This window comes from Enterobacter sp. SORGH_AS_0287, assembly GCF_031453695.1.
GTDB lineage: Bacteria > Pseudomonadota > Gammaproteobacteria > Enterobacterales > Enterobacteriaceae > Enterobacter > Enterobacter ludwigii.
The window spans coordinates 196,269-218,588 of record NZ_JAVIZW010000001.1; the positions used below are offsets into that span (position 1 = coordinate 196,269).

The following is a 22,320-nucleotide window of genomic DNA, read 5'->3' on the forward strand; positions in this document are numbered from 1 at the left end:
CTATGGCAACAGTGATGTCGCCGCATGAACGGGGGAGCGTTCATTCGGGACGTAAAAAGCAATTTCGGTGCCGGGTTCGAGACGGTGAATGTGCAGTCCGTCGCCGAACAACAGCTTGACCCGATGGTGCACGTTCAGCAGTCCAATTTTATTGCCCGGCATTTCGTTAGACTCCACGCGCTCAATGACTTTTGGATCAATACCGTGGCCGGTATCGCGCACGGCAATGCGCACGCGGTTACCGCTTTCGGTTACGCTGATGGTGACCACGCCTTTACCTTTACACGGCTGAATGCCGTGAACAATCGCGTTTTCCACCAGCGGCTGGATCAGCAGGCTTGGGATCACACAGTTGACCTCTTCATCGATATCGTAAATCACCGTGAGCTTGTCACCAAAACGGGCCTGCTCAATCGCGATATAGTCCTTGATCTGATACAGCTCTTTTTTGATGTCGATCTGCTCGTCATCGTTCAGTTCAATGTTGTAGCGCAGGTAGCGCGACAGATTGAATATAAGCTGACGCGCGGTGTCCGGATTCATCCGGATGGAGGACGAGATGGCGTTCAGCGCGTTAAACAGAAAATGAGGATTGATTTTGCTCTGAAGCGCGCGCAGTTCTGCCTTATTTGCCATCTCGCGCAGCTGTTCTGCACGGGAAACTTCCAGCTGGGTAGAGATAATCTGCGACAGGCCGATGGCCATCTCCTGAAGCGTGGAGGTGATCTGGTGCGCGTGGCAGTAGTAGATTTTTAGTGTGCCCGTTACCACGCCTTTTTCCCACAGCGGAATCACCAGCATGGAGTGGATTTCCGGCGTTCGGTGAGCTTCATCATTGTTCTTAATGATGATTTTACCGTAGTTGATCGCCTGTCGGGTGGTGGGGCTAATGGTATCGTCATTATCGCGGTAATTGTGTTCCCCGACGCCGACGTAAGCCAGTACGTGGTCGTTATTGGTAATGGCGACCGCATCGGCATGAATATCGCGGCGGATAATATCGCAGACCTGACGTAACGACTCCGCGTTCACATGGCGGAAGAGTGGCAGCGTTTTGTTGGCGATATCCAGCGCCAGCTTCGCCTGACGCGCGGCACTGGCCTCTTTTTCTCCCTCAACGCTTTGTACCAGCAGCACGATAAAACCGATGCAGACGCTGCCGAGGATCATGGGAATACCGATTTTCGAAACGATATCCAGCCCCAGTGCGATAGTGGGGGCCCACACCACCACCAGGATCATGGTCAGCGTTTCGCACACCATGCCGGCGATGATCCCGGCGCGCCAGCGCTGCTTTTTCGGGATCTTGCGGTTAATCCATCCTGACAGTACCCCGGCAATAATACTGGTAATAAAACAGGGAATTGCCGTCACGCCACCGATATCAATCAGGTAACGGTGCGTACCGGCAATCAGTCCGGTGATGACGCCGACCCACGGGCCAAACAAAATCCCGCCGGACATGACGGCAATGATACGCACGTTAACCAGCGATCCCTCGACCGGCACGCCGGACCAGGTGCTGAACAACGCGAACAGCGAGAAGATAGCGGTTACGGCCAGCAGCTCTTTTGGCGAGTGCGCAGACTTGTGCAAAAGCTCGCGGAACAGGCGAATGCGGATAAGGAAAAACAGGCAAATCAGCATTAATGCCGCGCGGTCAAAAACCGCCAGCAGCATATTGAATATTTCGTGCACGAGTAGACCAGGGAAAACGGGAAAGAACCATGATAAAAAAACCTGGCGCGTATTGACCAGCTATCCGTCAGGTTTATCAAATGGGGAAAAACCCTGTTTTGCAAAGGGGATTATCAGGAGAGGGCTGAAGTCTCCCGATTTTTTTGTGATAACGCCTGAGCAGGTAACGGTTTTGATATCATCGTGTTACACAACAGATATCAGAAAGAGGCTGTCACTTTGGACGCTTCCGCTTTTCAATGCAGCAGGGTTCCGATTTTAGTGCGCACTCTTTTTTTTCATTTCCCTCTCGACAGCATGATTTTTTTTAGGTTATTTTCTAAACATGCCACATCGGTGGTAGCGTCGCTCGGACGGTCCGGGCGCTAACGTTAATCTGAGGAATCTATGGCTGAATTCAGTCCTGAACGCCGTTTTACGCGTATCGATCGTCTCCCCCCTTATGTATTCAACATCACTGCTGAACTGAAAATGGCTGCGCGTCGGCGCGGCGAAGACATTATTGATTTCAGCATGGGTAACCCTGACGGCCCAACACCGCCGCATATTGTTGAGAAATTATGTACGGTTGCTCAGCGTCCGGATACGCACGGCTACTCCACCTCTCGCGGTATTCCTCGATTACGTCGTGCAATTTCTCGCTGGTATCAGGATCGCTACCAGGTCGATATCGACCCTGAAAGCGAGGCGATTGTCACCATCGGCTCAAAAGAGGGGCTGGCGCACCTGATGCTGGCGACTCTGGATCATGGTGATACCGTACTGGTACCCAATCCGAGCTACCCGATTCACATTTATGGCGCAGTGATTGCCGGAGCGCAGGTTCGCTCCGTACCACTGGTGGAAGGGGTCGATTTCTTTAACGAACTGGAACGTGCGATTCGCGAAAGCTATCCGAAACCTAAGATGATGATCCTCGGTTTTCCGTCGAACCCGACGGCGCAGTGCGTAGAGCTCGATTTCTTTGAAAAAGTGGTCGCCCTGGCCAAACGTTACGACGTGCTGGTGGTGCATGATTTAGCCTATGCCGATATTGTCTATGACGGCTGGAAAGCCCCTTCGATTATGCAGGTTCCTGGCGCACGCGATGTGGCGGTTGAGTTCTTTACGCTGTCGAAAAGCTACAACATGGCTGGCTGGCGCATCGGCTTTATGGTGGGCAACAAGACGCTGGTGAATGCCCTGGCGCGCATCAAGAGTTATCACGACTACGGTACCTTTACCCCGCTTCAGGTCGCGGCTATTGCAGCACTTGAAGGCGATCAGCAGTGTGTGCATGAGATTGCTGCGCAGTATAAGCGTCGCCGTGATGTGCTGGTCAAAGGGTTGCATGAAGCGGGCTGGATGGTGGACATGCCGAAAGCGTCCATGTACGTCTGGGCTAAAATTCCGGAGCCGTATGCGGCAATGGGATCGCTGGAGTTTGCCAAAAAGCTGCTGCAGGACGCGAAGGTATGTGTCTCGCCGGGCATTGGCTTTGGTGATTATGGCGACACCCATGTGCGATTCGCTCTGATTGAAAACAGTGACCGCATCCGCCAGGCGGTGAGGGGCATCAAGAGTATGTTCCGCGCCGACGGACTTCTCTCATCGAAAAGCGTCACCGAACCTCACGCGTCATCATGACATAAAAAAACAGGAGCCATCGGCTCCTGTTTTTTTGACTGCATGTTCTTCACTAGATCATCAGGGCAAACGTTCCGGCCCAGACTAAAACAATCACCGAAATGCCCATAAAGAAATATTTCACGTTTCATCGCTCCGCGTATCTTGTGGTACGCATTTAAAAACAGAGTCCACCTGATTATAGAGAGCTGAAGTTGGCTTATAGCGGAAATAAGATTTTTCCCGTAATACCGCCGACTCCCGCTCAGAATTCTGTACTTTCCTGTTGCCAGACGGCGCTAATGTACGCCTAAAAATGGGGGGTGACAAGAGGGATTTTTTTAAATAATTTCCGTCACTTACGGGTGTCGTGGAACGGCGACAGTTTGATTTCAGAACGCAATAAATTCACTTTGAGCGACGCAAAGAAAGACAGTACACAGCGTGATTACAGGTCATTGAAAAGGTTAGTTTCTTAACGAAACTAACCTTCTGGAATTTAGATATACAGCGAGGCTTCGCCAAGAGGGCGTGTTTTGAAACGGCGATGCATCCAGAGATATTGCTCGGGCGCACGCATGATTTCCATTTCGATAACTTTATTGATGAACGTAGCGGCTTCGCCTTCGTTTTCCGGATAGTTAGCCATCTCAGGGGAGATATGCAGGCGATAGCCTGATTTATCCGCTTTTCTGACCATCGTGACGGTCAACATGGAGGCACCGGAAAGGCGTGAAATCACAAAGGTACCATTGGTCGTGGCGACATCTTTCACTGCAAAGAACGGAGCGAAGCTACTGCCTTTACGCCCATAATCCTGGTCCGGTGCGAACCAGACGGCCTCACCTTTTTTCAGTGCGCCAACCATGCCGCGCAGGTTGTTACGGCTGATCATCGCCTTATTCGAGCGCATACGACCACGTGTCTGCACCCATTCCATCACAGCGCTGTTGTGCGGACGGTAGGTTGCCATCATCGGCTGGCAAAGCCCCATGACGCGCCCCCCCAGTTCCAGAGACATAAAATGAACGCCGACCACCATCACGCCGCGGTTTTGCAACTGGGCACGTTTCAGGTTATCCAGGCCTTCCACATCAAACCATTTACGAACACGCTCATCAGACCAGAACCATGCCATACCGGTTTCAAGCAGAGCCATGCCGATAGATTTAAAGTTTTCAGCAATCAGTTTTTCGCGCTGTTCCGCATTGTACTGTGGAAAGCAAAGTTCGAGATTTTTACGCGCAATAGACTCACGACGCTTAAGGAAGTGGCGCGATGCGCTGCCAAGCCTGGAGCCCAGAATGCGGATTACGGGATAAGGAAGCTGAACCAGTAACCAGAGCACGCCAAGACCAAACCATGTGAACCAGTAACGCGGGTGCAGAAACGCGCGTTTGAATTTGGATTGTGACAAAATAATGGGAACCTATATAAAGTCGGTGAAAGTCACGCATTGCGTAACCACGTACCTGTTAGACCGTAGTACAAGGTCATGGTTGCAGGCTTTACCGATCTTTACGGCGTTGCCTGGCCATTGCTGACGTTGGGTGGGCGGTATAATGTAGCACCCTTTATACGGTATGTGCTATTACTCGTTCTTGATTAAAAAAGCGGCAATTCGAAAGGTCTTTGATTTTTCTGTTTTTATAAACCAGAACAGATGCGCGACGGCATCTGTTTGGATATTTTGAAAGCAGTCGTTATGCTTTCCAGGCCGCATCGCCAGGCTGTACCTGTTTATACCATGCCATCAGCGCGGCTGTACCGGGCTCTCCCTCGGCGGGGGCCCAGGTAACGAAATCCTCATCAGCCACCGGTTGATAGCCACCGTGTTTAACTTCAAAAATAACGCCGCCATGATCCAGTGACAGCACGGCATGCCAGGTTCCCGCCTCCATCTCCAGCGCCATACACGCTTCACCTAATACGACGCGACGGGTGACGACGCCCTGGTCGTCAAAATTCAGCACGACAAAACGCCCGCGAAGGGGAAGTAACAGCTCAAAGGTATGCGGATGACGATGAGGGCGAACATAGGTGCCAGGTTCCATCGCGATGGCCAGTCGCTGAACCGGGTCGCTCAGTTCAGGATGAAAGTTACGATGCGCGCGTAAACGCGGGGCGTTAGCCGCCGCTTCACTTTGTTGCGTCAAATCGGAGAGCGTGATTTGTTTCATGATGGTTGCCTGAAAGAGAAGAGGGTCTGTGGAGCAAAGCAGTGGAATTGTAATACGGAATAACATAACCCATATAAATGAGGGTTCAATCACTGCACATCACCTCTGGAGCATAATAACCTGTGCTGCTAAATTCTCTTTAGCGGCTAAAACGTGACTGACAGGGAAAAGCGGGTGACAGAGCAAATCGATTATCAGATTGAAAAATACAGATTTACCGAGGCGAATGAACCTCCGCGTCTTACCCGTCAGTGGGCCGACGTTTTAAGCGAGTGCAAGGCGATCCAGGCCGGGGCCGAGGCGCGTCTGCGTATTGCCCTGACCAATGTCGATTACGTTACCAGCTTTGAGCTGCCTTTCCGCCTGCTGCTCGTGCGGACACCTCAGTTAATTGCCGGGTTGCGTGATGAACTGCAGCTCAGCCAGAAGAATGTCATTTTTAACGGGAAGCGGTTTGGCTGTGTCTGGAGCGTGAAGTCCGATTTGAGCGGTGTACCTGACGTTTTTCAATATCATCTGTCCACACGTATACGGCGAACGGAAGCGACACAATTGACCGCGGAACCTTTTCTGCAGATAGCCAAAGAAATTAAGCCCCCCACGGAACGTCTGAAGCGTGCTCTGTTAAGTGGTCTGGAGGTAACCGCGCTTGATGCGCTGTTCTGGTTTGGGATCCAGCGGATTGCTGCTGAGGTGTCACGTCTGAGAAAGGCCGGAATGAGAATTATCACTGCGGAAAAACAGGTATTTGATAATCTTACCGGAACCACTCGCCTTGTACCGGTGTATCGGCGCGCCGATGAGAGCATGGTGTCCCCTGCAGGAATCGAACCTGCAACTAGCCCTTAGGAGGGGCTCGTTATATCCATTTAACTAAGGGGACAAGGCGGCACGAGTATAGCCTCATTTACACTTTGCGTTAAGCTCATCGCCGCCTGACTGCTCAAAGAGTCACCATTCAGGTCGATTTTTTTGCTGATTTATCATCGTTTTCCCGCGCTTTCTGTTCGGCCTTGAGTTTATTAGACATGTCGTTACGGATTTGCGCATGGCTTAACAGTGCGAAGATAAACGTTCCGCCGCAGATATTGCCTGCCAGCGTCGGCAGGGCGAACGGCCAGAAAAAATCGCTCCAGTGAAGCGTACCATTAAAGACCAGATAGAGGATTTCAACGGTTCCGACCACGATGTGCGTGGTGTCAGCCAGCGCTATCAGCCAGGTCATTAATATGATCACGACAATTTTGGCGCTGCCCGCGGAAGGAAACATCCACACCATGGTCGCGATTATCCAGCCGGAGATAATGGCATTCGAGAACATTTCGAACGGCGTGTTTTTCATTACGTCCATACCGATTTTCACGAAGGCATCCCGGGTGGGCTCATCGAATATCGGCATATATTCAAATGCCCATGCCGCCACGCCTGTACCGATGATATTCCCCAGCAGCACCACGCTCCATAAACGCATCAGTAAACCGAAATTACCGAGGGTAGGGTTTTGCATTACCGGGAGAACGGCGGTAACGGTGTTTTCAGTAAACAACTGCTGGCGCGCCATAATGACAATCACAAAGCCAAAGGTGTAGCCGAGATTTTCAAGTAAAAATCCACCGGGTACCCCTTCCAGTTGCACATGAAATATGCCCTTGGCGAGGAGTGAGGCGCCCATCGACAAGCCTGCCGCGATGGCCGACCAAAACAGAGCCATGGCATCACGCTCCATCTCTTTTTCGCCATCCTGTCGGATATGTTCATGGATCGCCATCGCACGGGAAGGAAGGCGATCTTCATTGATTTCTATCTCCTCACCGCGCTCTTTTTCCTCGCTTTCAATTTCAATTTCCTCATTACTCTCGCCAATTTTTTCTTCGCCCACTTCTTTCATAGCCACTCCAACACGATGATCTTTCTATAAAGCGTAGCGGCTTTTAATGAAATGCCCGTGGGGATGCTCTTAAATTGGCGGCAATGGCAACAAAGGCGATACATCTCATTAAAAGACATTATAAAATTGCCAGCGAAACGAATTCTAAAAGCCAGGCTATGCTGAGATCAGAGTGACGGTGGTTACTGCCCGTAATTGTGCTCGTAGACATCGGTAAACGTGCTGTTACAATCACTTGCACGTTTACAGGCGGAGCAACCCATGCTCCGTTACGGATGGCAATCAACGATAGCCATACTGAACAGGGAGATATTTATGAAACTTCGGCTGTTGGCGCTTGCGCTGGGCGCGACGATGCTTGTGGGCTGCGCCAGCTCTGGAGAGCAAACGGGACGCTCCGATCCTCTCGAAGGATTTAACCGCTCAATGTACAGCTTCAACTACAACGTGCTGGACCCGTATGTGGTTCGCCCGGTGGCAGTTGCATGGCGTGATTATGTTCCACAACCTGCGCGTAACGGGTTGAGTAACTTCACCAGTAACCTGGAAGAACCTGCGGTGATGGTGAACTACTTCCTGCAGGGCGATCCGTATCAGGGTATGGTGCACTTTACCCGCTTCTTCCTGAACTCATTGCTGGGGATGGGGGGCTTCATCGATGTTGCCGGTATGGCGAACCCGAAACTTCAGCGTGAGCAACCGCACCGTTTCGGCAGTACGATGGGGCATTATGGCGTGGGTTATGGTCCGTATGTTCATCTGCCATTCTACGGCAGTTTCACCGTACGAGATGACGGCGGCGACATGGTGGATACGCTGTATCCGGTTCTGTCGTGGCTGACCTGGCCGCTGTCGGTAGGGAAATGGACGGTGGAAGGGATCGAGACGCGTGCGCAACTGCTTGATTCGGACGGTCTGCTGCGTCAGTCTTCTGACCCGTATATTATGGTCCGCGAAGCTTACTTCCAGAATCACGACTTTATTGCTAATGGCGGCAAGCTGAAGCCGGAAGAGAATCCGAACGCGAAAGCAATCGAGAACGAATTAAAAGATATCGACTCGGAATAAAGATATCGACCCGGAATAAAGAAAAAAGGTGAGCCATGCTCACCTTTTTTAATCCCTGCGCGATTAGAACGCGTAGTTGAAGTTCATGCCATACAGCCAGGCTTTACCTTCAGAAGAGAACTCATACGGCCCCTCCTTAAAGTTAACTTTTTGACCGTGCATGTAAGAGATGCCCGCATCGATAGAAGCATCTTTATTGAAGGCATAGGTTGCACCTGCGCTCAGCCAGAAGCGGTCCTGGTCCGGAATGGAGATGGAACGCTTGTCAGCCGGTACCGGACTATCATCGAAGGCAATACCGGTACGGAATGTCCAGTTGTCATCCATATAGTAGGTGGTACCCAGCGCGATACGGTAGGCATCACGGAAGCTTTCATCTTTATAGAAGAGCGTGTCACCATTGCTGTTGGTCGCTTTCAGCTCCTGGAACTGACTCCAGCTGGTATAAGTCAGGCTATAGTGAACCGCCCACTGCGGCGCCACTTTGTTATAACCCGACAGTTCCCACATTTCTGGCAAGTGCAGGCTCAGAGAACCGCCAGTGGTACGGCCGTCGGTGCCCATTGGCAGGCCGAAGCTACCCAGAATCTGGTTATAGGCTGAAGGCAGGCTGCTCTTATAATCGCCATCGAAGTCAATTTTCACTTCGGAACGGTAGGTTAAACCGTAGCGGTTATTTTTATCGATTTCATAAAGGATACCGGCGTTCCAGCCGAAGCCCCATTCGTCACCCTTAAGGTAAGCAATCTGGGTATCTGCCGGAATACCTGCAACCTGCTGTGCCAGACCCGGAATCGGCGGCAGAGCGCCTGAGCCAGCAACGACTTTACCCAGGTCACCCGCGTAGCGCTCGATCTTCGCTTTAGCATAAACCGCATCAAAGCCGACGCCGAAGCTCCAGTGGTTGTCCAGACGGTAAGCACCGCTCAGGTTCAGGTTCAGGGTTTCAAGGTCGGTTTTACCGCCATACGCCCCTGCGGCGTAGTTATTATTAAACTCGGTAGCCAGACCGTAGTTAGACGTCACGGAAGCGCCCCAGCCGAACTGGTCATTAATTGGCGCAACGAAGTGGAGGTTTGGCACCCAGGCTGTTGGCGCGATGTTGTCTGCCTTCAGGCTGGCGCCTGTTGGAGAGCGGCCTGAGATATCAACACCCGGATCAACAAAGATTGCACCAGCAGAGAAGGTCGGACGATCGAACATCATGATCAGTGCAGGGTTACGACTCGCGTTGCCCGCATCATCAGCAATTGCGCCTTCCCCGGAATACGCACGGCCAAGGCCAGAGGAAGAAAATTCGTTTAACTGAAAGCCCGCGGACCAGGCGGACGTAGAGACGATTGCCACTGCGACTGCCAGCGCAGTCTTTTTGAACAGGGTTTTCTGGCTCATGACCATAACCTCATTGAGTTATTTTTATTCAATAATTGTTACATACCGTAACAGGAGCGCGAAGTGTAGGGTCTGAGGTATGACATACAAATCAGACCAGTGGCGAGAGTATAGGTCTGACCAGCCAGAATGTTGCAAGTTTGTTTATTAATATTTTCAAACATGTTTCTTGAAACGAGATCTGGTTGGCAAAATTGTGACCATTGCGAATCGTCTGAAAGGGTGATTTTTGTTCTAGATCATTTTTTAGTGTGATATTGGTCACTTATCCGCTTTTGCGCCATTAACGGCTGGAGAGAGCCAGCCCCGGGGCGTAAAATAGCAGCATCGTGTTTATCTCGCGTCTTGCGCGAATACAGAGGAAATTGAGCTATGAGTAAATGCAGTGCTGATGAAACCCCGGTTTGCTGCTGTATGGATGTTGGTACCATCATGGACAACTCCGATTGCACCGCCTCTTACAGCCGTGTATTCAGCAACCGCGCCGAAGCGGAAGAAACCCTGGCCGCGCTGAGCAAACGTGCACGTGAAGTCGAATCCGATCCGTGCGAAATCAAATCCACCTTTACTGACGTGGACGGTGGTGTGAAGCTGGATATCGACTTTGTGTTCGCCTGCGAGGCGGAAACGCTGATTTTCCAGCTGGGTCTGCGCTAACCTCAACGGCGTAATGCCCTCATCCTGGCCCTCTCTCACAGTAGAGGGTGCACACTAAAACGGTAACCTTCGGGTTACCGTTTTGCTTTTGTTTTCGCAGAGACATTTTCTTTTTCTTCTCTGTGCCTTAGCTCGCACTTTTTCGTTTCCCTGATTGGCTGAATGTAAAAAAATGGTTAAGACTGTTATCAGGTCAGACCACTTTATGTTTGAGTAAAAAATTTTACAGGGGAAGGTTATGAGTCAGGCGGTTACCGCTTATTACCCGTCAGGGCGATCGCATTGCCATTGTCAGTGGATTACGTACGCCATTTGCACGTCAGGCGACAGCGTTTCATGGCATACCGGCTGTCGATCTGGGGAAAATGGTGGTGGGGGAGATGATGGCTCGCAGCGAAATTCCGCCTGAGGTCATCGAGCAGCTGGTTTTTGGCCAGGTTGTGCAGATGCCTGAAGCACCCAATATTGCGCGAGAAATCGTCCTCGGTACGGGGATGAACGTCCACACTGATGCCTACAGCGTCAGCCGGGCATGTGCTACCAGTTTCCAGGCGGTGGCTAACGTGGCTGAAAGCCTGATGGCAGGTACCATTCGCGCTGGGATCGCCGGCGGGGCGGACTCCTCTTCGGTTCTGCCGATTGGGGTCAGTAAAAAGCTGGCCCGGATCCTGGTTGACGCCAACAAAGCCCGTACCGTCGGTCAGAAACTCAAACTTTTCTCACGCTTACGCCTGCGTGACCTTATGCCTGTACCGCCCGCAGTGGCGGAGTATTCCACCGGTCTGAGAATGGGCGATACCGCCGAGCAGATGGCAAAAACTTACGGGATCACCCGTGAGCAGCAGGATGCGCTGGCTCATCGCTCACATCAGCTGGCGGCGAAAGCCTGGTCGGAAGGCAAACTGGCTGATGAAGTCATGACGGCGTACATCCCGCCATACCGTGAACCGCTCTCAGAAGATAACAATATTCGCGGCAGTTCGACGATGGCGGATTACGCCAGGCTCCGTCCGGCATTTGACCGCAAACACGGTACCGTCACGGCCGCCAACAGTACTCCGCTGACGGACGGTGCCGCCGCGGTGATCCTGATGACGGAATCCCGTGCCAAAGAGCTGGGCATAAAACCGCTGGGCTACCTGCGCAGCTACGCCTTCACGGCGATAGATGTGTGGCAGGACATGTTGTTAGGGCCGGCGTGGTCCACTCCGCTGGCGCTGGAACGCGCGGGACTGACCCTCGCGGATTTAACCCTCATTGATATGCACGAAGCCTTTGCCGCACAAACCCTGGCAAACATACAACTGCTGGCGAGTGAACGTTTCGCGCGCGATGTCCTTGGCCGGGCGCATGCCACTGGCGAAGTGGATCAGAGCAAATTTAACGTTCTGGGTGGTTCCATCGCCTACGGTCATCCATTTGCGGCGACGGGAGCGAGGATGATCACCCAGACATTACATGAGTTACGTCGCCGGGGCGGTGGTTTTGGTCTCGTAACCGCCTGCGCAGCGGGTGGTCTGGGCGCGGCAATGGTTCTGGAGGCTGAATAATGGATATGCCATCTGCATTTAATCTGACGGTACGCCTCGATAACGTCGCCGTTATTACTATCGATGTTCCCAACGAGAAGATGAACACCCTGAAAGCCGAGTTCGGCGTTCAGGTGCGCGCGATGCTAAAGCAGATCCGCGAGAACAAAGCGATTCGCGGCCTGGTGTTTATCTCGGCGAAACCGGACAACTTTATTGCCGGAGCCGATATCAACATGATTGCCCGGGCGCAAAACGCACAGGAAGCCGAAGAGCTGGCGCGTCAGGGGCAACAGGTCATGGCGGAGATCCATGCGCTGTCTATCCCGGTCATCGCGGCGATCCACGGTGCCTGTCTGGGCGGTGGGCTGGAGCTGGCGTTGGCCTGTCACAGCCGCATTTGTACCGACGATGCGAAAACCGTTCTGGGCCTGCCTGAAGTGCAGTTAGGCCTCCTGCCAGGCTCCGGCGGGACGCAGCGTCTGCCGCGTCTGGTTGGGGTCAGCACTGCGCTGGAAATGATATTAACCGGCAAACAACTGCGTGCGCGTCAGGCGCTGAAAGCCGGCCTGGTCGACGAGGTGGTTCCTCACGCCATTTTGCTTGAGGCGGCGGTTGAACTGGCGCTCAAAGGACGGCAGGCAAAACGTCCTCTGCCGGTGCGTGAGCGCGTGCTGGCCGGGCCACTGGGCCGCACACTCCTGTTCAGCATGGCGGGCAAGAAAACCGAACAAAAAACTAAAGGCAACTACCCGGCGGCGAAACGTATCCTTGAGGTTATTGAAGTGGGCTTATCTCAGGGCAGCAGCAGCGGCTATGCCGCAGAAGCAAAAGCCTTTGGTGAGCTGGCGATGACGCCGCAGTCTCAGGCGCTGCGTAACATCTTTTTTGCCAGTACAGAGGTAAAAAAAGACCCCGGCAGCGAGGCGCAACCTGCCCCGCTGCATGCCATTGGCGTACTGGGTGGCGGGCTGATGGGGGGCGGAATATCTTTTGTTACCGCCAGCAAAGGCAAATTGCCTGTACGTATCAAAGACATCAATGCGAAAGGAATCAATCACGCGCTGCAGTACAGCTGGCAGAACCTTGATCAAAAGGTTAAACGCCGCCATATCAAGGCCAATGAGCGTGATAAAACCCTGGCACTGATCTCCGGCACGACAGACTACAGCGGTTTTGCCCATCGCGATCTGGTGATTGAAGCGGTGTTTGAAGACCTGGCGCTTAAGCAGCAGATGGTGGCTGACGTTGAGCAACATTGCGCACCCCATACCATTTTTGCGTCGAACACCTCGTCATTGCCCATTGGCGATATTGCGGCCAGGGCCCAGCGTCCGGAGCAGGTGATTGGCCTGCACTATTTCAGTCCGGTTGAAAAAATGCCGCTGGTGGAGGTTATCCCGCACGCCAGCACCAGCCCGCAAACCGTTGCTACCGTGGTTAAACTGGCCAAAATGCAGGGGAAAACAGCGATAGTGGTGGCGGACAAAGCCGGCTTTTACGTTAACCGCGTTCTGGTGCCTTATATAAATGAAGCGATGCGGCTGCTGACGGAAGGGGAGAAGATCGAACACGTCGACGAGGCGCTGGTGAAGTTTGGGTTCCCCGTTGGCCCAATCCAACTTTTGGATGAGGTGGGAATCGACACCGGCACTAAAATTATACCTGTGCTGGAAGATGCTTATGGAGATCGTTTTAGCCCGCCTGCAAACATTGTTTCTGCAATTTTGAAGGACGATCGCAAAGGCAGAAAAAATGAACGCGGTTTCTATCTTTACGGCACGAAAGGGCGTAAAAGCAAGAAACAGGTCGACCCTTCGGTTTATGGGCTTATTCCGACAACCGGTCAGGGGAAACTGTCACCCGTTCAGTGTGCTGAACGCTGTGTGATGATGATGCTTAATGAAGCGGCACGCTGCTTTGGTGAGCAGGTAATTAAAAGCGCGCGCGATGGTGACATCGGTGCGGTATTTGGCATTGGTTTCCCGCCGTTCCTCGGCGGCCCGTTCCGTTACATGGACACTCTCGGTGCGGGTGAAGTGGTTGCAATCCTGCAACGTCTGGCCTCGCAATACGGTCCGCGGTTTACACCGTGTGACGAATTATTGCAGATGGCGGAACGGGGCCAGACATTTTGGCCTTCAAGGGAAACTGTCCTCGTAAGTTGAGGTCAAAAAAGGGTAAATCCTGAAGTGTATGAACCTGTTTTGGCGATTTTGTAAACAGAGATTGACTATACTTACGCCATTGAGGTAAAAAACAGCGTTTCATTCACCGAATGGATCAGGCACAATGCCCGACCATCGGGTTTTCTACCTCGGAGCGGTAATCGCGGGTAGTCAACGCCGGTGATTCTGGTTAACAAAAGCGGTGCAATATGCAAGTTTTTATCATGCGTCACGGCGACGCGGCACTCGATGCCGCCAGTGACTCAGTACGTCCTTTGACCGTCTGTGGCTGCGACGAATCTCGTCTGATGGCGACCTGGCTTAAAGGTCAAAAAGTGGACATCGAACGCGTTCTGGTGAGTCCGTTCCTGCGTGCAGAACAGACGCTGGAAGTGGTGGGGGAGTGTATGAACCTGCCAGCCAGTGTGGATGTTCTCCCGGAACTCACCCCGTGCGGTGATGTCGGCCTTGTCAGCGCTTATCTTCAGGCGCTGTGCAATGAAGGTGTCGCTTCCGCGCTGGTCATTTCCCACTTGCCACTGGTTGGCTATCTGGTATCTGAGCTGTGCCCGGGCGAGACGCCGCCGATGTTCACGACTTCCGCCATTGCCAACGTCGCTCTCGACGAAACGGGCAAAGGGGTCTTCAACTGGCAAATGAGTCCGTGCAATCTGAAGATGGCAAAAGCTATCTGATGTGACGTGCGATATGGCGGGGAGCAGAACATGCCTCCCGCCGTCCTGTCAGGGTAATTCTGGCGGCTGCCACTCTTCTACTTCAATCAACACCAGTAATGCGGCATCTCCGCCGTACTCTTTGGGTGCCTGATGAAACGCCATCACGTGGGGGTGCTGAGCCAGCCACAGCGGTGTTTGTTGCTTCAGGATATGTTTGCCGTGGCCGTGCATCACGCAGGCGCAGAAAACATGTTCGCGACGACAGGCGGCAATTAACGCGCCCAGCTCCTGCTTCGCCTGCATCTGCGTCAAACCGTGCAGATCAAGAAACAGTTCGGGCGAGTAATCCCCCCGGCGTAATTTTTTCAGCTCAAAGTGGCTGACATCTTCCCGTACGTACTTCACCGCGCCCTGCGTATTGAGCAGGGGCTGAAATTCATCTGAAAAATAGTGGCTATTATCCGCCTGCTCCTGGAGCAATCGCTTGACCGGGACTTCCGTGATTTTTTTGCGCATCGGACGGTGGACAATGATGTCCTGCTTGATTTGACGCGTCCCGGTCATCAGCTGACGGAAGAGCGCCTGATCCTCCTCGCTAAGGGATGTTTTCTTTTTCATGGGTCATTCTCATCTCGTATTTCCGACAGTGTACCCGACTAAACGCATTTTTTAACCTCAAGCGCGACGCGTCATTGCTGATTTATCGCCGTCTTCATGGCAAACTAGCCGCCGAAAATTATGCGAGCATGCCCTGGAGGAAAGAGTGGATAAAATTTTTGTCGATGAAGCAGTAAACGAGCTGCATACCATACAGGACATGTTGCGCTGGTCGGTTAGCCGCTTCAGCGCCGCAAATATCTGGTACGGGCACGGTACCGATAACCCGTGGGATGAGGCCGTTCAACTGGTGCTGCCGTCCCTCTACCTGCCGCTCGACATTCCGGAAGACATGCGTACCGCACGCCTGACCTCCAGCGAAAAGCACCGTATCGTGGAGCGTGTTATCCGCCGCGTTAACGAGCGCATTCCGGTTGCCTATCTGACCAACAAAGCCTGGTTCTGTGGACACGAGTTCTATGTTGATGAACGCGTTCTGGTGCCGCGCTCGCCGATTGGCGAACTGATCAACAACCACTTTGAAGGCCTGATTAACCATCAGCCAGAGCATATCCTTGATATGTGTACCGGCAGCGGCTGTATCGCGATTGCCTGTGCGTACGCCTTCCCGGAAGCGGAAGTGGATGCCGTGGATATCTCCACCGATGCGCTGGCTGTTACCGAGCACAATATTGAAGAGCACGGTCTGATCCATCACGTTACGCCAATCCGCTCCGATCTGTTCCGCGATCTGCCAACGCTGCAGTACGATCTGATCGTCACCAACCCGCCGTATGTTGATGCGGAAGACATGTCCGATCTGCCAAACGAATATCGCCACGAGCCGGAGCTGGGTCTGGCGTCAGGCTCTGATGGCCTGAAGCTTACCCGTCGCATTCTGGCCTGCGCGCCGGATTATCTGACCGACGACGGTGTTCTGATTTGTGAAGTGGGCAACAGCATGGTACATCTGATAGAGCAGTACCCGGATGTGCCGTTCACCTGGCTCGAGTTCGATAACGGCGGTGACGGCGTCTTTATGCTGACCAAAGCGCAGCTGCTTGACGCGCGCGAATACTTCAGCATTTACAAAGATTAATCCAGCGGGCTTCGGCCCGTTTCACAACGCTCAAACACAAATAACGACATCGGAGCCGTGATGGCAGGAAACAGTATTGGACAATTATTCCGGGTGACCACCTTTGGTGAATCGCACGGGCTGGCACTGGGCTGTATCGTTGACGGCGTACCGCCAGGCATCGAACTGACCGAAGCCGATTTACAGCACGACCTCGACCGTCGTCGTCCGGGGACTTCTCGCTACACCACGCAGCGTCGCGAGCCGGACCAGGTCAAAATTCTTTCCGGCGTTTTCGAAGGCCGCACCACCGGCACCAGCATCGGGCTGCTGATTGAAAATACCGATCAGCGCTCGCAGGATTACGGCGCCATCAAAGATGTGTTCCGTCCTGGACATGCCGATTACACCTACGAACAAAAGTATGGCTTCCGTGATTATCGCGGCGGCGGACGTTCGTCTGCCCGTGAAACCGCGATGCGCGTTGCGGCAGGGGCTATCGCCAAAAAATATCTGCAGCAGAAATTTGGCATTGTGATCCGCGGCTGTCTGACCCAGATGGGCGATATTCCACTGGCTATCAAAGACTGGGATCTGGTCGAGCAAAATCCGTTCTTCTGTGCCGATGCAGATAAGCTGGAAGCGCTGGACGAACTGATGCGTGGCCTGAAAAAAGAGGGCGACTCCATTGGTGCCAAAGTCACCGTCGTGGCTGATGGCGTACCGCCAGGCTGGGGTGAACCGGTATTTGACCGTCTGGATGCGGACATCGCTCACGCACTGATGAGCATCAACGCGGTGAAGGGCGTAGAAATTGGCGACGGTTTTGACGTCGTTGCGCTGCGGGGCAGCCAGAACCGCGACGAAATCACCAAAGACGGTTTCCAGAGCAACCACGCGGGCGGCATCCTCGGCGGTATCAGCAGCGGTCAGCAGATTATTGCCAATATTGCGCTGAAACCGACTTCCAGCATTACCGTGCCAGGCCACACGATTAACCGCTCTGGCGAAGAAGTTGAGATGATCACTAAAGGACGTCACGATCCCTGTGTGGGGATCCGTGCGGTGCCGATCGCAGAAGCGATGCTGGCGATCGTACTGATGGATCACTTCCTGCGCCAGCGCGCGCAGAATGCGGATGTGACGACCACCATTCCACGCTGGTAAACATGAAAAAAACCGTCATTGCTCTGCTGGCACTGCTTGCCAGTGGAGCCAGTCTGGCCGCGACGCCATGGCAGAAAATCACCCATCCTGTGGCGGGCAGCGCGCAGTCTATTGGCGCGTTCTCGAACGGCTGTATCGTTGGGGCACAGGAACTTCCGCTGCAGTCCGATACCTATCAGGTGATGCGTACCGACCAGCGTCGTTATTTTGGCCACCCGGATCTGGTGCTGTTTATCCAGCGTCTGGGAAACCAGGTGCATAACCTGGGGCTGGGCACGATGCTGATTGGCGATATGGGGATGCCTGCCGGCGGTCGGTTCAACGGCGGACACGCCAGTCACCAGACCGGTCTCGATGTCGATATCTTCCTGCAACTGCCGAAAGCGCGCTGGAGTTCAGCCCAGTTGCTGAAACCGCAGGCGCTGGATCTGGTGGCGCGCGACGGTAAAAACGTCGTGCCATCGTTGTGGACGCAGGACGTCTTCAGCATGATTAAGCTGGCGGCGAAAGATAACGATGTCACGCGGATTTTCGTGAACCCGGCCATCAAGCAGCAGCTCTGCCTGGATGCCGGCACCGATCGCGACTGGCTGCGTAAAGTGCGCCCGTGGTTCCAGCATCGTGCACATATGCACGTTCGTCTGCGCTGCCCGGCAAACAGCCTGGAATGTGAAGATCAGCCGTTACCCCCGCCAGGCGATGGCTGTGGTGCGGAACTGCAGAGCTGGTTTGAGCCGGCAAAACCTGGAACCTCTAAGCCTGAGAAGAAGACACCGCCTCCGTTGCCGCCTTCCTGCCAGGCGCTACTGGATGAGCATGTACTTTAATGGATAATTTCGTCGAACTGTTTATGGTGTCGCCGCTTCTGCTGGTGGTGCTTTTCTTTGTGGCGATGCTGGCCGGATTTATTGATGCTCTGGCGGGCGGCGGTGGTTTGTTAACCGTACCGGCGCTGCTGGCCGCGGGCATGAGCCCGGCACAGGCGCTCGCCACTAACAAGCTTCAGGCGTGCGGCGGCTCGCTCTCCGCGTCACTCTATTTTATTCGCCGTAAGGTCGTCAGTCTGGCTGACCAGAAGCTCAATATTCTGATGACCTTTATTGGCTCGACCTCGGGTGCACTGCTGGTTCAGCATGTACAGTCCGATATTTTGCGCCAGATCCTCCCCATTCTGGTTATCTGCATCGGTCTCTACTTTTTGTTGATGCCAAAGCTCGGGGAAGAAGACCGGCAGCGTCGTCTGCATGGCCTGCCGTTCGCTCTTATCGCGGGTGGCTGCGTCGGGTTTTACGATGGCTTCTTTGGCCCCGGAGCAGGCTCGTTCTATGCCCTTGCGTTCGTGACGCTGGCCGGCTTTAACCTCGCTAAATCCACCGCCCACGCCAAAGTGCTCAATGCGACGTCAAACGTCGGCGGCCTGCTGCTGTTTATCATTGGTGGCAAAGTTATCTGGGCAACCGGATTTGTGATGATGGCAGGGCAGTTTTTAGGCGCACGCGCGGGCTCGCGTCTGGTATTAAGCAAAGGACAGAAGCTCATTCGCCCGATGATTGTTGTCGTCTCAGCGGTCATGAGTGCCAAACTGCTTTATGACAGCCATGGACAAGAGATCCTCACCTGGCTGGGAATGAATTAATGAACACAACGCATAAATACGAACAGCTGATTGAGATTTTTGATGGCTGTTTTGCTGATGATTTTAATACCCGTCTGATTAAAGGCGACGACGAACCGATCTATCTTCCTGCTGATGCGGACGTGCCGTATAACCGTATCGTGTTCGCGCACGGCTTTTACGCCAGCGGGTTACACGAGATTTCGCACTGGTGTATAGCGGGGAAAGCGCGTCGTGAGCAGGTGGACTTCGGATACTGGTATTGTCCGGACGGCCGTGACGCCGCCACGCAGAGCCAGTTTGAAGATGTGGAGGTGAAACCGCAGGCGCTGGAATGGTTATTCTGTGTGGCGGCAGGTTTCCCGTTCAACGTCAGCTGTGACAACCTCGAAGGAGAGGTCGAGCCAGACCGTATTGTCTTCCAGCGCCGCGTTCATGCGCAGGTGATGGAGTATCTTGAGAAAGGCATCCCGGAACGTCCGGCGCGCCTGATCGAGGCCTTACAGAATTATTACCACACGCCGGAGATCACGGCGGAATGCTTCCCTTGGCCGGAAGATCTTTAACAGAGGAAAGAAGATGATCGCAGAATTTGAATCACGCATTCTGGCGTTAATTGATGACATGGTGGAACACGCCAGTGATGATGAGCTGTTCGCCAGCGGTTATCTGCGTGGTCACCTGACGCTGGCTGTCGCTGAGCTGGAAGCAGGGGACGATCACTCTGCCGAGGCCATTCATGATGAAGTGAGCCGCAGCCTGGAGAAAGCGATCCAGGCAGGGGAACTCTCTCCGCGTGACCAGTCATTAGTGCTGGGTATGTGGGACACCCTGTTCCAGCAGGCAAAAGCCAGGTAGTCATTTCTCCTCCCTTTCCCGGTGGGAGAGGGAGGACATCGGCCCGCACGTTACTTCACCCTTTTTCCTTTCAGTAACTTCCGTACCCACAAACGGTTGGGATTGAGCCCCGCAAGCGTAACGCTGTCCAGCGGAACGGGCTCATCACTCATCTGTGCCGCCAGCACTTCGGCCAGCAACGGCGCTGAGCATAATCCCCGTGAACCGAGTCCCCCGAGCATAAACAGCTGCGGATAAACTGGCGCACTCACCGCGGTATCACGGTTTTCAGCAAGATCCTGATAGGCCTCAAGCGTTGCTTCATAGTCAGGCACATTTCCCGCCATCGGCAGATGGTCCCGGGTGGCGCAGCGTACGCCACAGCGCGCGTCACCGGCGCTGATATCAACCTCTTTTGCCCAGTCGGCCTGCGGGAAGCAGTTGAGCAGGCGCTGGCGATTTTGCTGCTGATCGTCTTCGCTGTAGCGCATGTCGGTCTCACCGCGATGGTAGCTGGCACCAATGCAGTGGTGGCCGTTGGACGGATTTTGTGGCGTCAGATAGCCGTCGTAGCAGAGTACATGCTGCAGTTTTTCCAGCGCTGGCGAGGTGGGGATATGGCTGACCTGGCCGCCGACAGGGTAAAGCGGCAGCTTTTCCGTCTGGTTGAACTGGCTGATAGGGTGACCGTTGGCCAGCACTACGCAGGTATGCTGCGCCTCTTCGCCGGTGGTGAAATGCAGGTTCCAGTGCTCCGTGTGGTGAAGTGAGGCGACCTGGCGGGAATAGTGCACCGTCAACCCGCGCGACTGCGCCAGCGCAATGGCTGCCGTCGTCAGATCTGCCGGACACAGCCAGCCACCGAGCGGATAGTGGATACCGTCGCAGCCCGTATCGACGCCCGCGGTTTCGGTTATCTGCTGCGCATTCACCGCCCGGGCAATTTCGAGCGGCAGACCCAGCGACAACATGTGCGCGATTTTTTGCTGGCTCTTCTCATCCCAGCCCAGTTGCGTAACGCCACACCAGTCGTGGTCAAACGCCACAGGCAGGGCATCATACAGGCGCCGGGCAAAGGTAAAGGCTACCGGGAAAAACTGGCTCAGCGCCGGATCGTGAGCGCTTAACAGTGGGTAGAGCGCCCCCTGGCGGTTGCCGGAAGCGCCCTTTGCCGGCGCGTCGTCGGCGCAGTAGAGCGTTACCTGCCAGCCACGGTGTAAAAGCGCGAGCGAAAGCAGGGCGCTGGCAATCCCGCCGCCGACAATTGCTACCTCTCGTGATGTGCTGGCGCTGCGTGAAAACCAGGGCGTCTGAGCGGGGATCTCCAGCGTCTGATCCATTCTTCCGACCAGCATGTCGCGCTTGCGACCAAAACCTTTGGTCTTTTGCATGGTAAAGCCGGCCTCCTGCAATCCGCGGCGGACAAAGCCTGCCGAGGTGAAGGTCGCGAGCGTTGCGCCAGGACGCGCCAGGCGTGCCATTGCGTTAAACAGATGCTGGCTCCACATGTCCGGATTCTTGGCGGGGGCAAAACCATCAAGGAACCATGCGTCCACTTTCTGATTCATTGAATCATCAAGCTTATCGGTCAGTTCATTGATGTCGCCGAGCCACAGATCCAGCGTGACGCGCCCGCCGTCCAGCAGCAGACGATGACAGCCGCCGAGGTGCGGCGGCCACTGCGCCTGAAGCTGCTCCGCCCATGGCGCAAGTTCCGGCCAGTGCTGATGGGCGAGACGAAGGTCATGCGCGGTGAGCGGAAATTTTTCTAAACTGATGAAATGTAATCTTTGCAGTGTAGCGTCAGAGTGAGCAGCGTGAAACTGATCGAACATCTGCCAGAGGGTGAGAAAATTCAGACCGGTACCAAACCCGCTCTCAGCGACCACGAACAGACTGCGCGGATGCGTGGGGAAACGGGCGTTTAACTGGTTTCCGTCGAGGAAAACATAGCGGGTTTCTTCCAGTCCGTTATCATTAGAAAAGTAGACGTCATCAAAATCTCGGGAAACAGGTGTACCCTCAGCGTTGAATTCGAGGTTGGCGGGTTGTATAGCGTTTTGTTTCACGTAAGTTACTCGTCTGACAGGCAGTGACACGATCTTAACGATGTGCGTCCATCGGTGCAAATTTCCGCAGAAAATGTCTGATCGGACTTGTTCGG

Annotated in this window: 21 protein-coding genes and 1 tRNA gene; 13 read left to right on the top strand and 9 right to left on the bottom strand. The window is 54.0% G+C overall.

The genetic code is table 11. The features are described from left to right. Window positions 1-1,698 carry a sensor histidine kinase gene (locus tag QE396_RS00905; RefSeq protein ID WP_025203510.1) on the bottom strand — a complete coding sequence of 566 codons (1,698 nt, stop codon included), beginning with the start codon at window positions 1,696-1,698 and terminating at the stop codon, window positions 1-3. Between the two features lie 387 nt (window positions 1,699-2,085). Between QE396_RS00905 and alaC the strand changes: the two genes are divergently transcribed. Continuing rightward, the gene (alaC, locus tag QE396_RS00910; RefSeq protein WP_014171059.1) at window positions 2,086-3,324 is read left to right on the top strand and encodes an alanine transaminase; all 1,239 of its coding nucleotides are present in this window, start codon (window positions 2,086-2,088) and stop codon (window positions 3,322-3,324) included. Between the two features lie 52 nt (window positions 3,325-3,376). Here alaC and ypdK read toward each other — a convergent pair whose 3' ends face one another. The 3 genes from ypdK to QE396_RS00925 form a co-directional block, all read right to left on the bottom strand. Next, complete coding sequence (ypdK, locus tag QE396_RS00915; RefSeq protein ID WP_099458937.1) at window positions 3,377-3,448, bottom strand: membrane protein YpdK; 72 nt, start codon at window positions 3,446-3,448, stop codon at window positions 3,377-3,379. Between the two features lie 354 nt (window positions 3,449-3,802). After that, window positions 3,803-4,723: a kdo(2)-lipid IV(A) palmitoleoyltransferase gene (gene lpxP, locus QE396_RS00920; protein ID WP_025203512.1), complete on the bottom strand. Its 921-nt coding sequence runs from the start codon at window positions 4,721-4,723 to the stop codon at window positions 3,803-3,805. Between the two features lie 283 nt (window positions 4,724-5,006). After that, window positions 5,007-5,483 carry a WbuC family cupin fold metalloprotein gene (locus tag QE396_RS00925; protein WP_047366497.1) on the bottom strand — a complete coding sequence of 159 codons (477 nt, stop codon included), beginning with the start codon at window positions 5,481-5,483 and terminating at the stop codon, window positions 5,007-5,009. A gap of 174 nt (window positions 5,484-5,657) precedes the next feature. Between QE396_RS00925 and QE396_RS00930 the strand changes: the two genes are divergently transcribed. After that, on the top strand, window positions 5,658-6,332 hold the full coding sequence (locus tag QE396_RS00930; protein WP_020883106.1) for a helix-turn-helix domain-containing protein: 675 nt from the start codon (window positions 5,658-5,660) through the stop codon (window positions 6,330-6,332). Here the strand turns inward: QE396_RS00930 and QE396_RS00935 are convergent. Both QE396_RS00935 and QE396_RS00940 read right to left on the bottom strand, forming a co-directional pair. Beyond that, window positions 6,292-6,366, bottom strand: a tRNA-Arg gene (locus tag QE396_RS00935). The genes QE396_RS00930 and QE396_RS00935 overlap by 41 nt on opposite strands. A 75-nt stretch (window positions 6,367-6,441) precedes the next feature. Beyond that, window positions 6,442-7,371, bottom strand: coding sequence for a formate/nitrite transporter family protein (locus QE396_RS00940; protein ID WP_309949646.1), 930 nt, complete (start codon window positions 7,369-7,371; stop codon window positions 6,442-6,444). Between the two features lie 315 nt (window positions 7,372-7,686). Between QE396_RS00940 and mlaA the strand changes: the two genes are divergently transcribed. After that, window positions 7,687-8,439, top strand: a complete 753-nt coding sequence (mlaA, locus tag QE396_RS00945; protein ID WP_309949647.1) for a phospholipid-binding lipoprotein MlaA — start codon at window positions 7,687-7,689, stop codon at window positions 8,437-8,439. Between the two features lie 63 nt (window positions 8,440-8,502). Here the strand turns inward: mlaA and fadL are convergent, their stop codons facing one another. Then, complete coding sequence (fadL, locus tag QE396_RS00950) at window positions 8,503-9,831, bottom strand: long-chain fatty acid transporter FadL (RefSeq protein ID WP_020883109.1); 1,329 nt, start codon at window positions 9,829-9,831, stop codon at window positions 8,503-8,505. Window positions 9,832-10,203: 372 nt separating this feature from the next. Here fadL and QE396_RS00955 point away from each other — a divergent pair, with 372 nt between their 5' ends. The 4 genes from QE396_RS00955 to sixA all read left to right on the top strand — a co-directional run bounded on the left by QE396_RS00955 (window position 10,204) and on the right by sixA (window position 14,880). Beyond that, complete coding sequence (locus QE396_RS00955; RefSeq protein WP_014171053.1) at window positions 10,204-10,488, top strand: YfcZ/YiiS family protein; 285 nt, start codon at window positions 10,204-10,206, stop codon at window positions 10,486-10,488. Between the two features lie 260 nt (window positions 10,489-10,748). Then, window positions 10,749-12,038: an acetyl-CoA C-acyltransferase FadI gene (gene fadI / locus QE396_RS00960; protein ID WP_309952555.1), complete on the top strand. Its 1,290-nt coding sequence runs from the start codon at window positions 10,749-10,751 to the stop codon at window positions 12,036-12,038. Next, window positions 12,038-14,185, top strand: a complete 2,148-nt coding sequence (gene fadJ, locus QE396_RS00965; protein ID WP_279259708.1) for a fatty acid oxidation complex subunit alpha FadJ — start codon at window positions 12,038-12,040, stop codon at window positions 14,183-14,185. Before fadI ends, fadJ begins: the two co-directional genes overlap by 1 nt. A 209-nt stretch (window positions 14,186-14,394) precedes the next feature. Then, complete coding sequence (sixA, locus tag QE396_RS00970) at window positions 14,395-14,880, top strand: phosphohistidine phosphatase SixA (RefSeq protein WP_014171048.1); 486 nt, start codon at window positions 14,395-14,397, stop codon at window positions 14,878-14,880. A 48-nt stretch (window positions 14,881-14,928) separates the two neighbouring features. On the opposite strand, the gene smrB is transcribed toward sixA, so the two are convergent. Further along, a complete protein-coding gene (gene smrB, locus QE396_RS00975; protein ID WP_014171047.1) occupies window positions 14,929-15,480 on the bottom strand; it encodes an endonuclease SmrB in 552 nt (183 codons plus the stop codon). A gap of 145 nt (window positions 15,481-15,625) precedes the next feature. Here smrB and prmB point away from each other — a divergent pair, with 145 nt between their 5' ends. From prmB to QE396_RS01005, 6 genes are read left to right on the top strand one after another with little or no spacing between them, the layout of a single operon-like run. Next, on the top strand, window positions 15,626-16,558 hold the full coding sequence (gene prmB / locus QE396_RS00980) for a 50S ribosomal protein L3 N(5)-glutamine methyltransferase (protein ID WP_014171046.1): 933 nt from the start codon (window positions 15,626-15,628) through the stop codon (window positions 16,556-16,558). Between the two features lie 60 nt (window positions 16,559-16,618). Next, the gene (gene aroC / locus QE396_RS00985) at window positions 16,619-17,704 is read left to right on the top strand and encodes a chorismate synthase (protein WP_025203566.1); all 1,086 of its coding nucleotides are present in this window, start codon (window positions 16,619-16,621) and stop codon (window positions 17,702-17,704) included. Between the two features lie 2 nt (window positions 17,705-17,706). Beyond that, window positions 17,707-18,531, top strand: a complete 825-nt coding sequence (mepA, locus tag QE396_RS00990) for a penicillin-insensitive murein endopeptidase (RefSeq protein ID WP_014171044.1) — start codon at window positions 17,707-17,709, stop codon at window positions 18,529-18,531. Next, window positions 18,531-19,340 (top strand): sulfite exporter TauE/SafE family protein, encoded by an 810-nt coding sequence (locus tag QE396_RS00995; RefSeq protein ID WP_014171043.1) that lies wholly within the window; start codon window positions 18,531-18,533, stop codon window positions 19,338-19,340. Before mepA ends, QE396_RS00995 begins: the two co-directional genes overlap by 1 nt. After that, window positions 19,340-19,885 carry an elongation factor P hydroxylase gene (locus QE396_RS01000; protein ID WP_020883114.1) on the top strand — a complete coding sequence of 182 codons (546 nt, stop codon included), beginning with the start codon at window positions 19,340-19,342 and terminating at the stop codon, window positions 19,883-19,885. Before QE396_RS00995 ends, QE396_RS01000 begins: the two co-directional genes overlap by 1 nt. A 13-nt stretch (window positions 19,886-19,898) precedes the next feature. Further along, complete coding sequence (locus QE396_RS01005; RefSeq protein ID WP_020883115.1) at window positions 19,899-20,177, top strand: YfcL family protein; 279 nt, start codon at window positions 19,899-19,901, stop codon at window positions 20,175-20,177. A gap of 50 nt (window positions 20,178-20,227) precedes the next feature. Here the strand turns inward: QE396_RS01005 and mnmC are convergent, their stop codons facing one another. Continuing rightward, window positions 20,228-22,225, bottom strand: coding sequence for a bifunctional tRNA (5-methylaminomethyl-2-thiouridine)(34)-methyltransferase MnmD/FAD-dependent 5-carboxymethylaminomethyl-2-thiouridine(34) oxidoreductase MnmC (gene mnmC, locus QE396_RS01010; RefSeq protein ID WP_309949650.1), 1,998 nt, complete (start codon window positions 22,223-22,225; stop codon window positions 20,228-20,230). Between the last annotated feature and the right edge of the window lie 95 nt (window positions 22,226-22,320).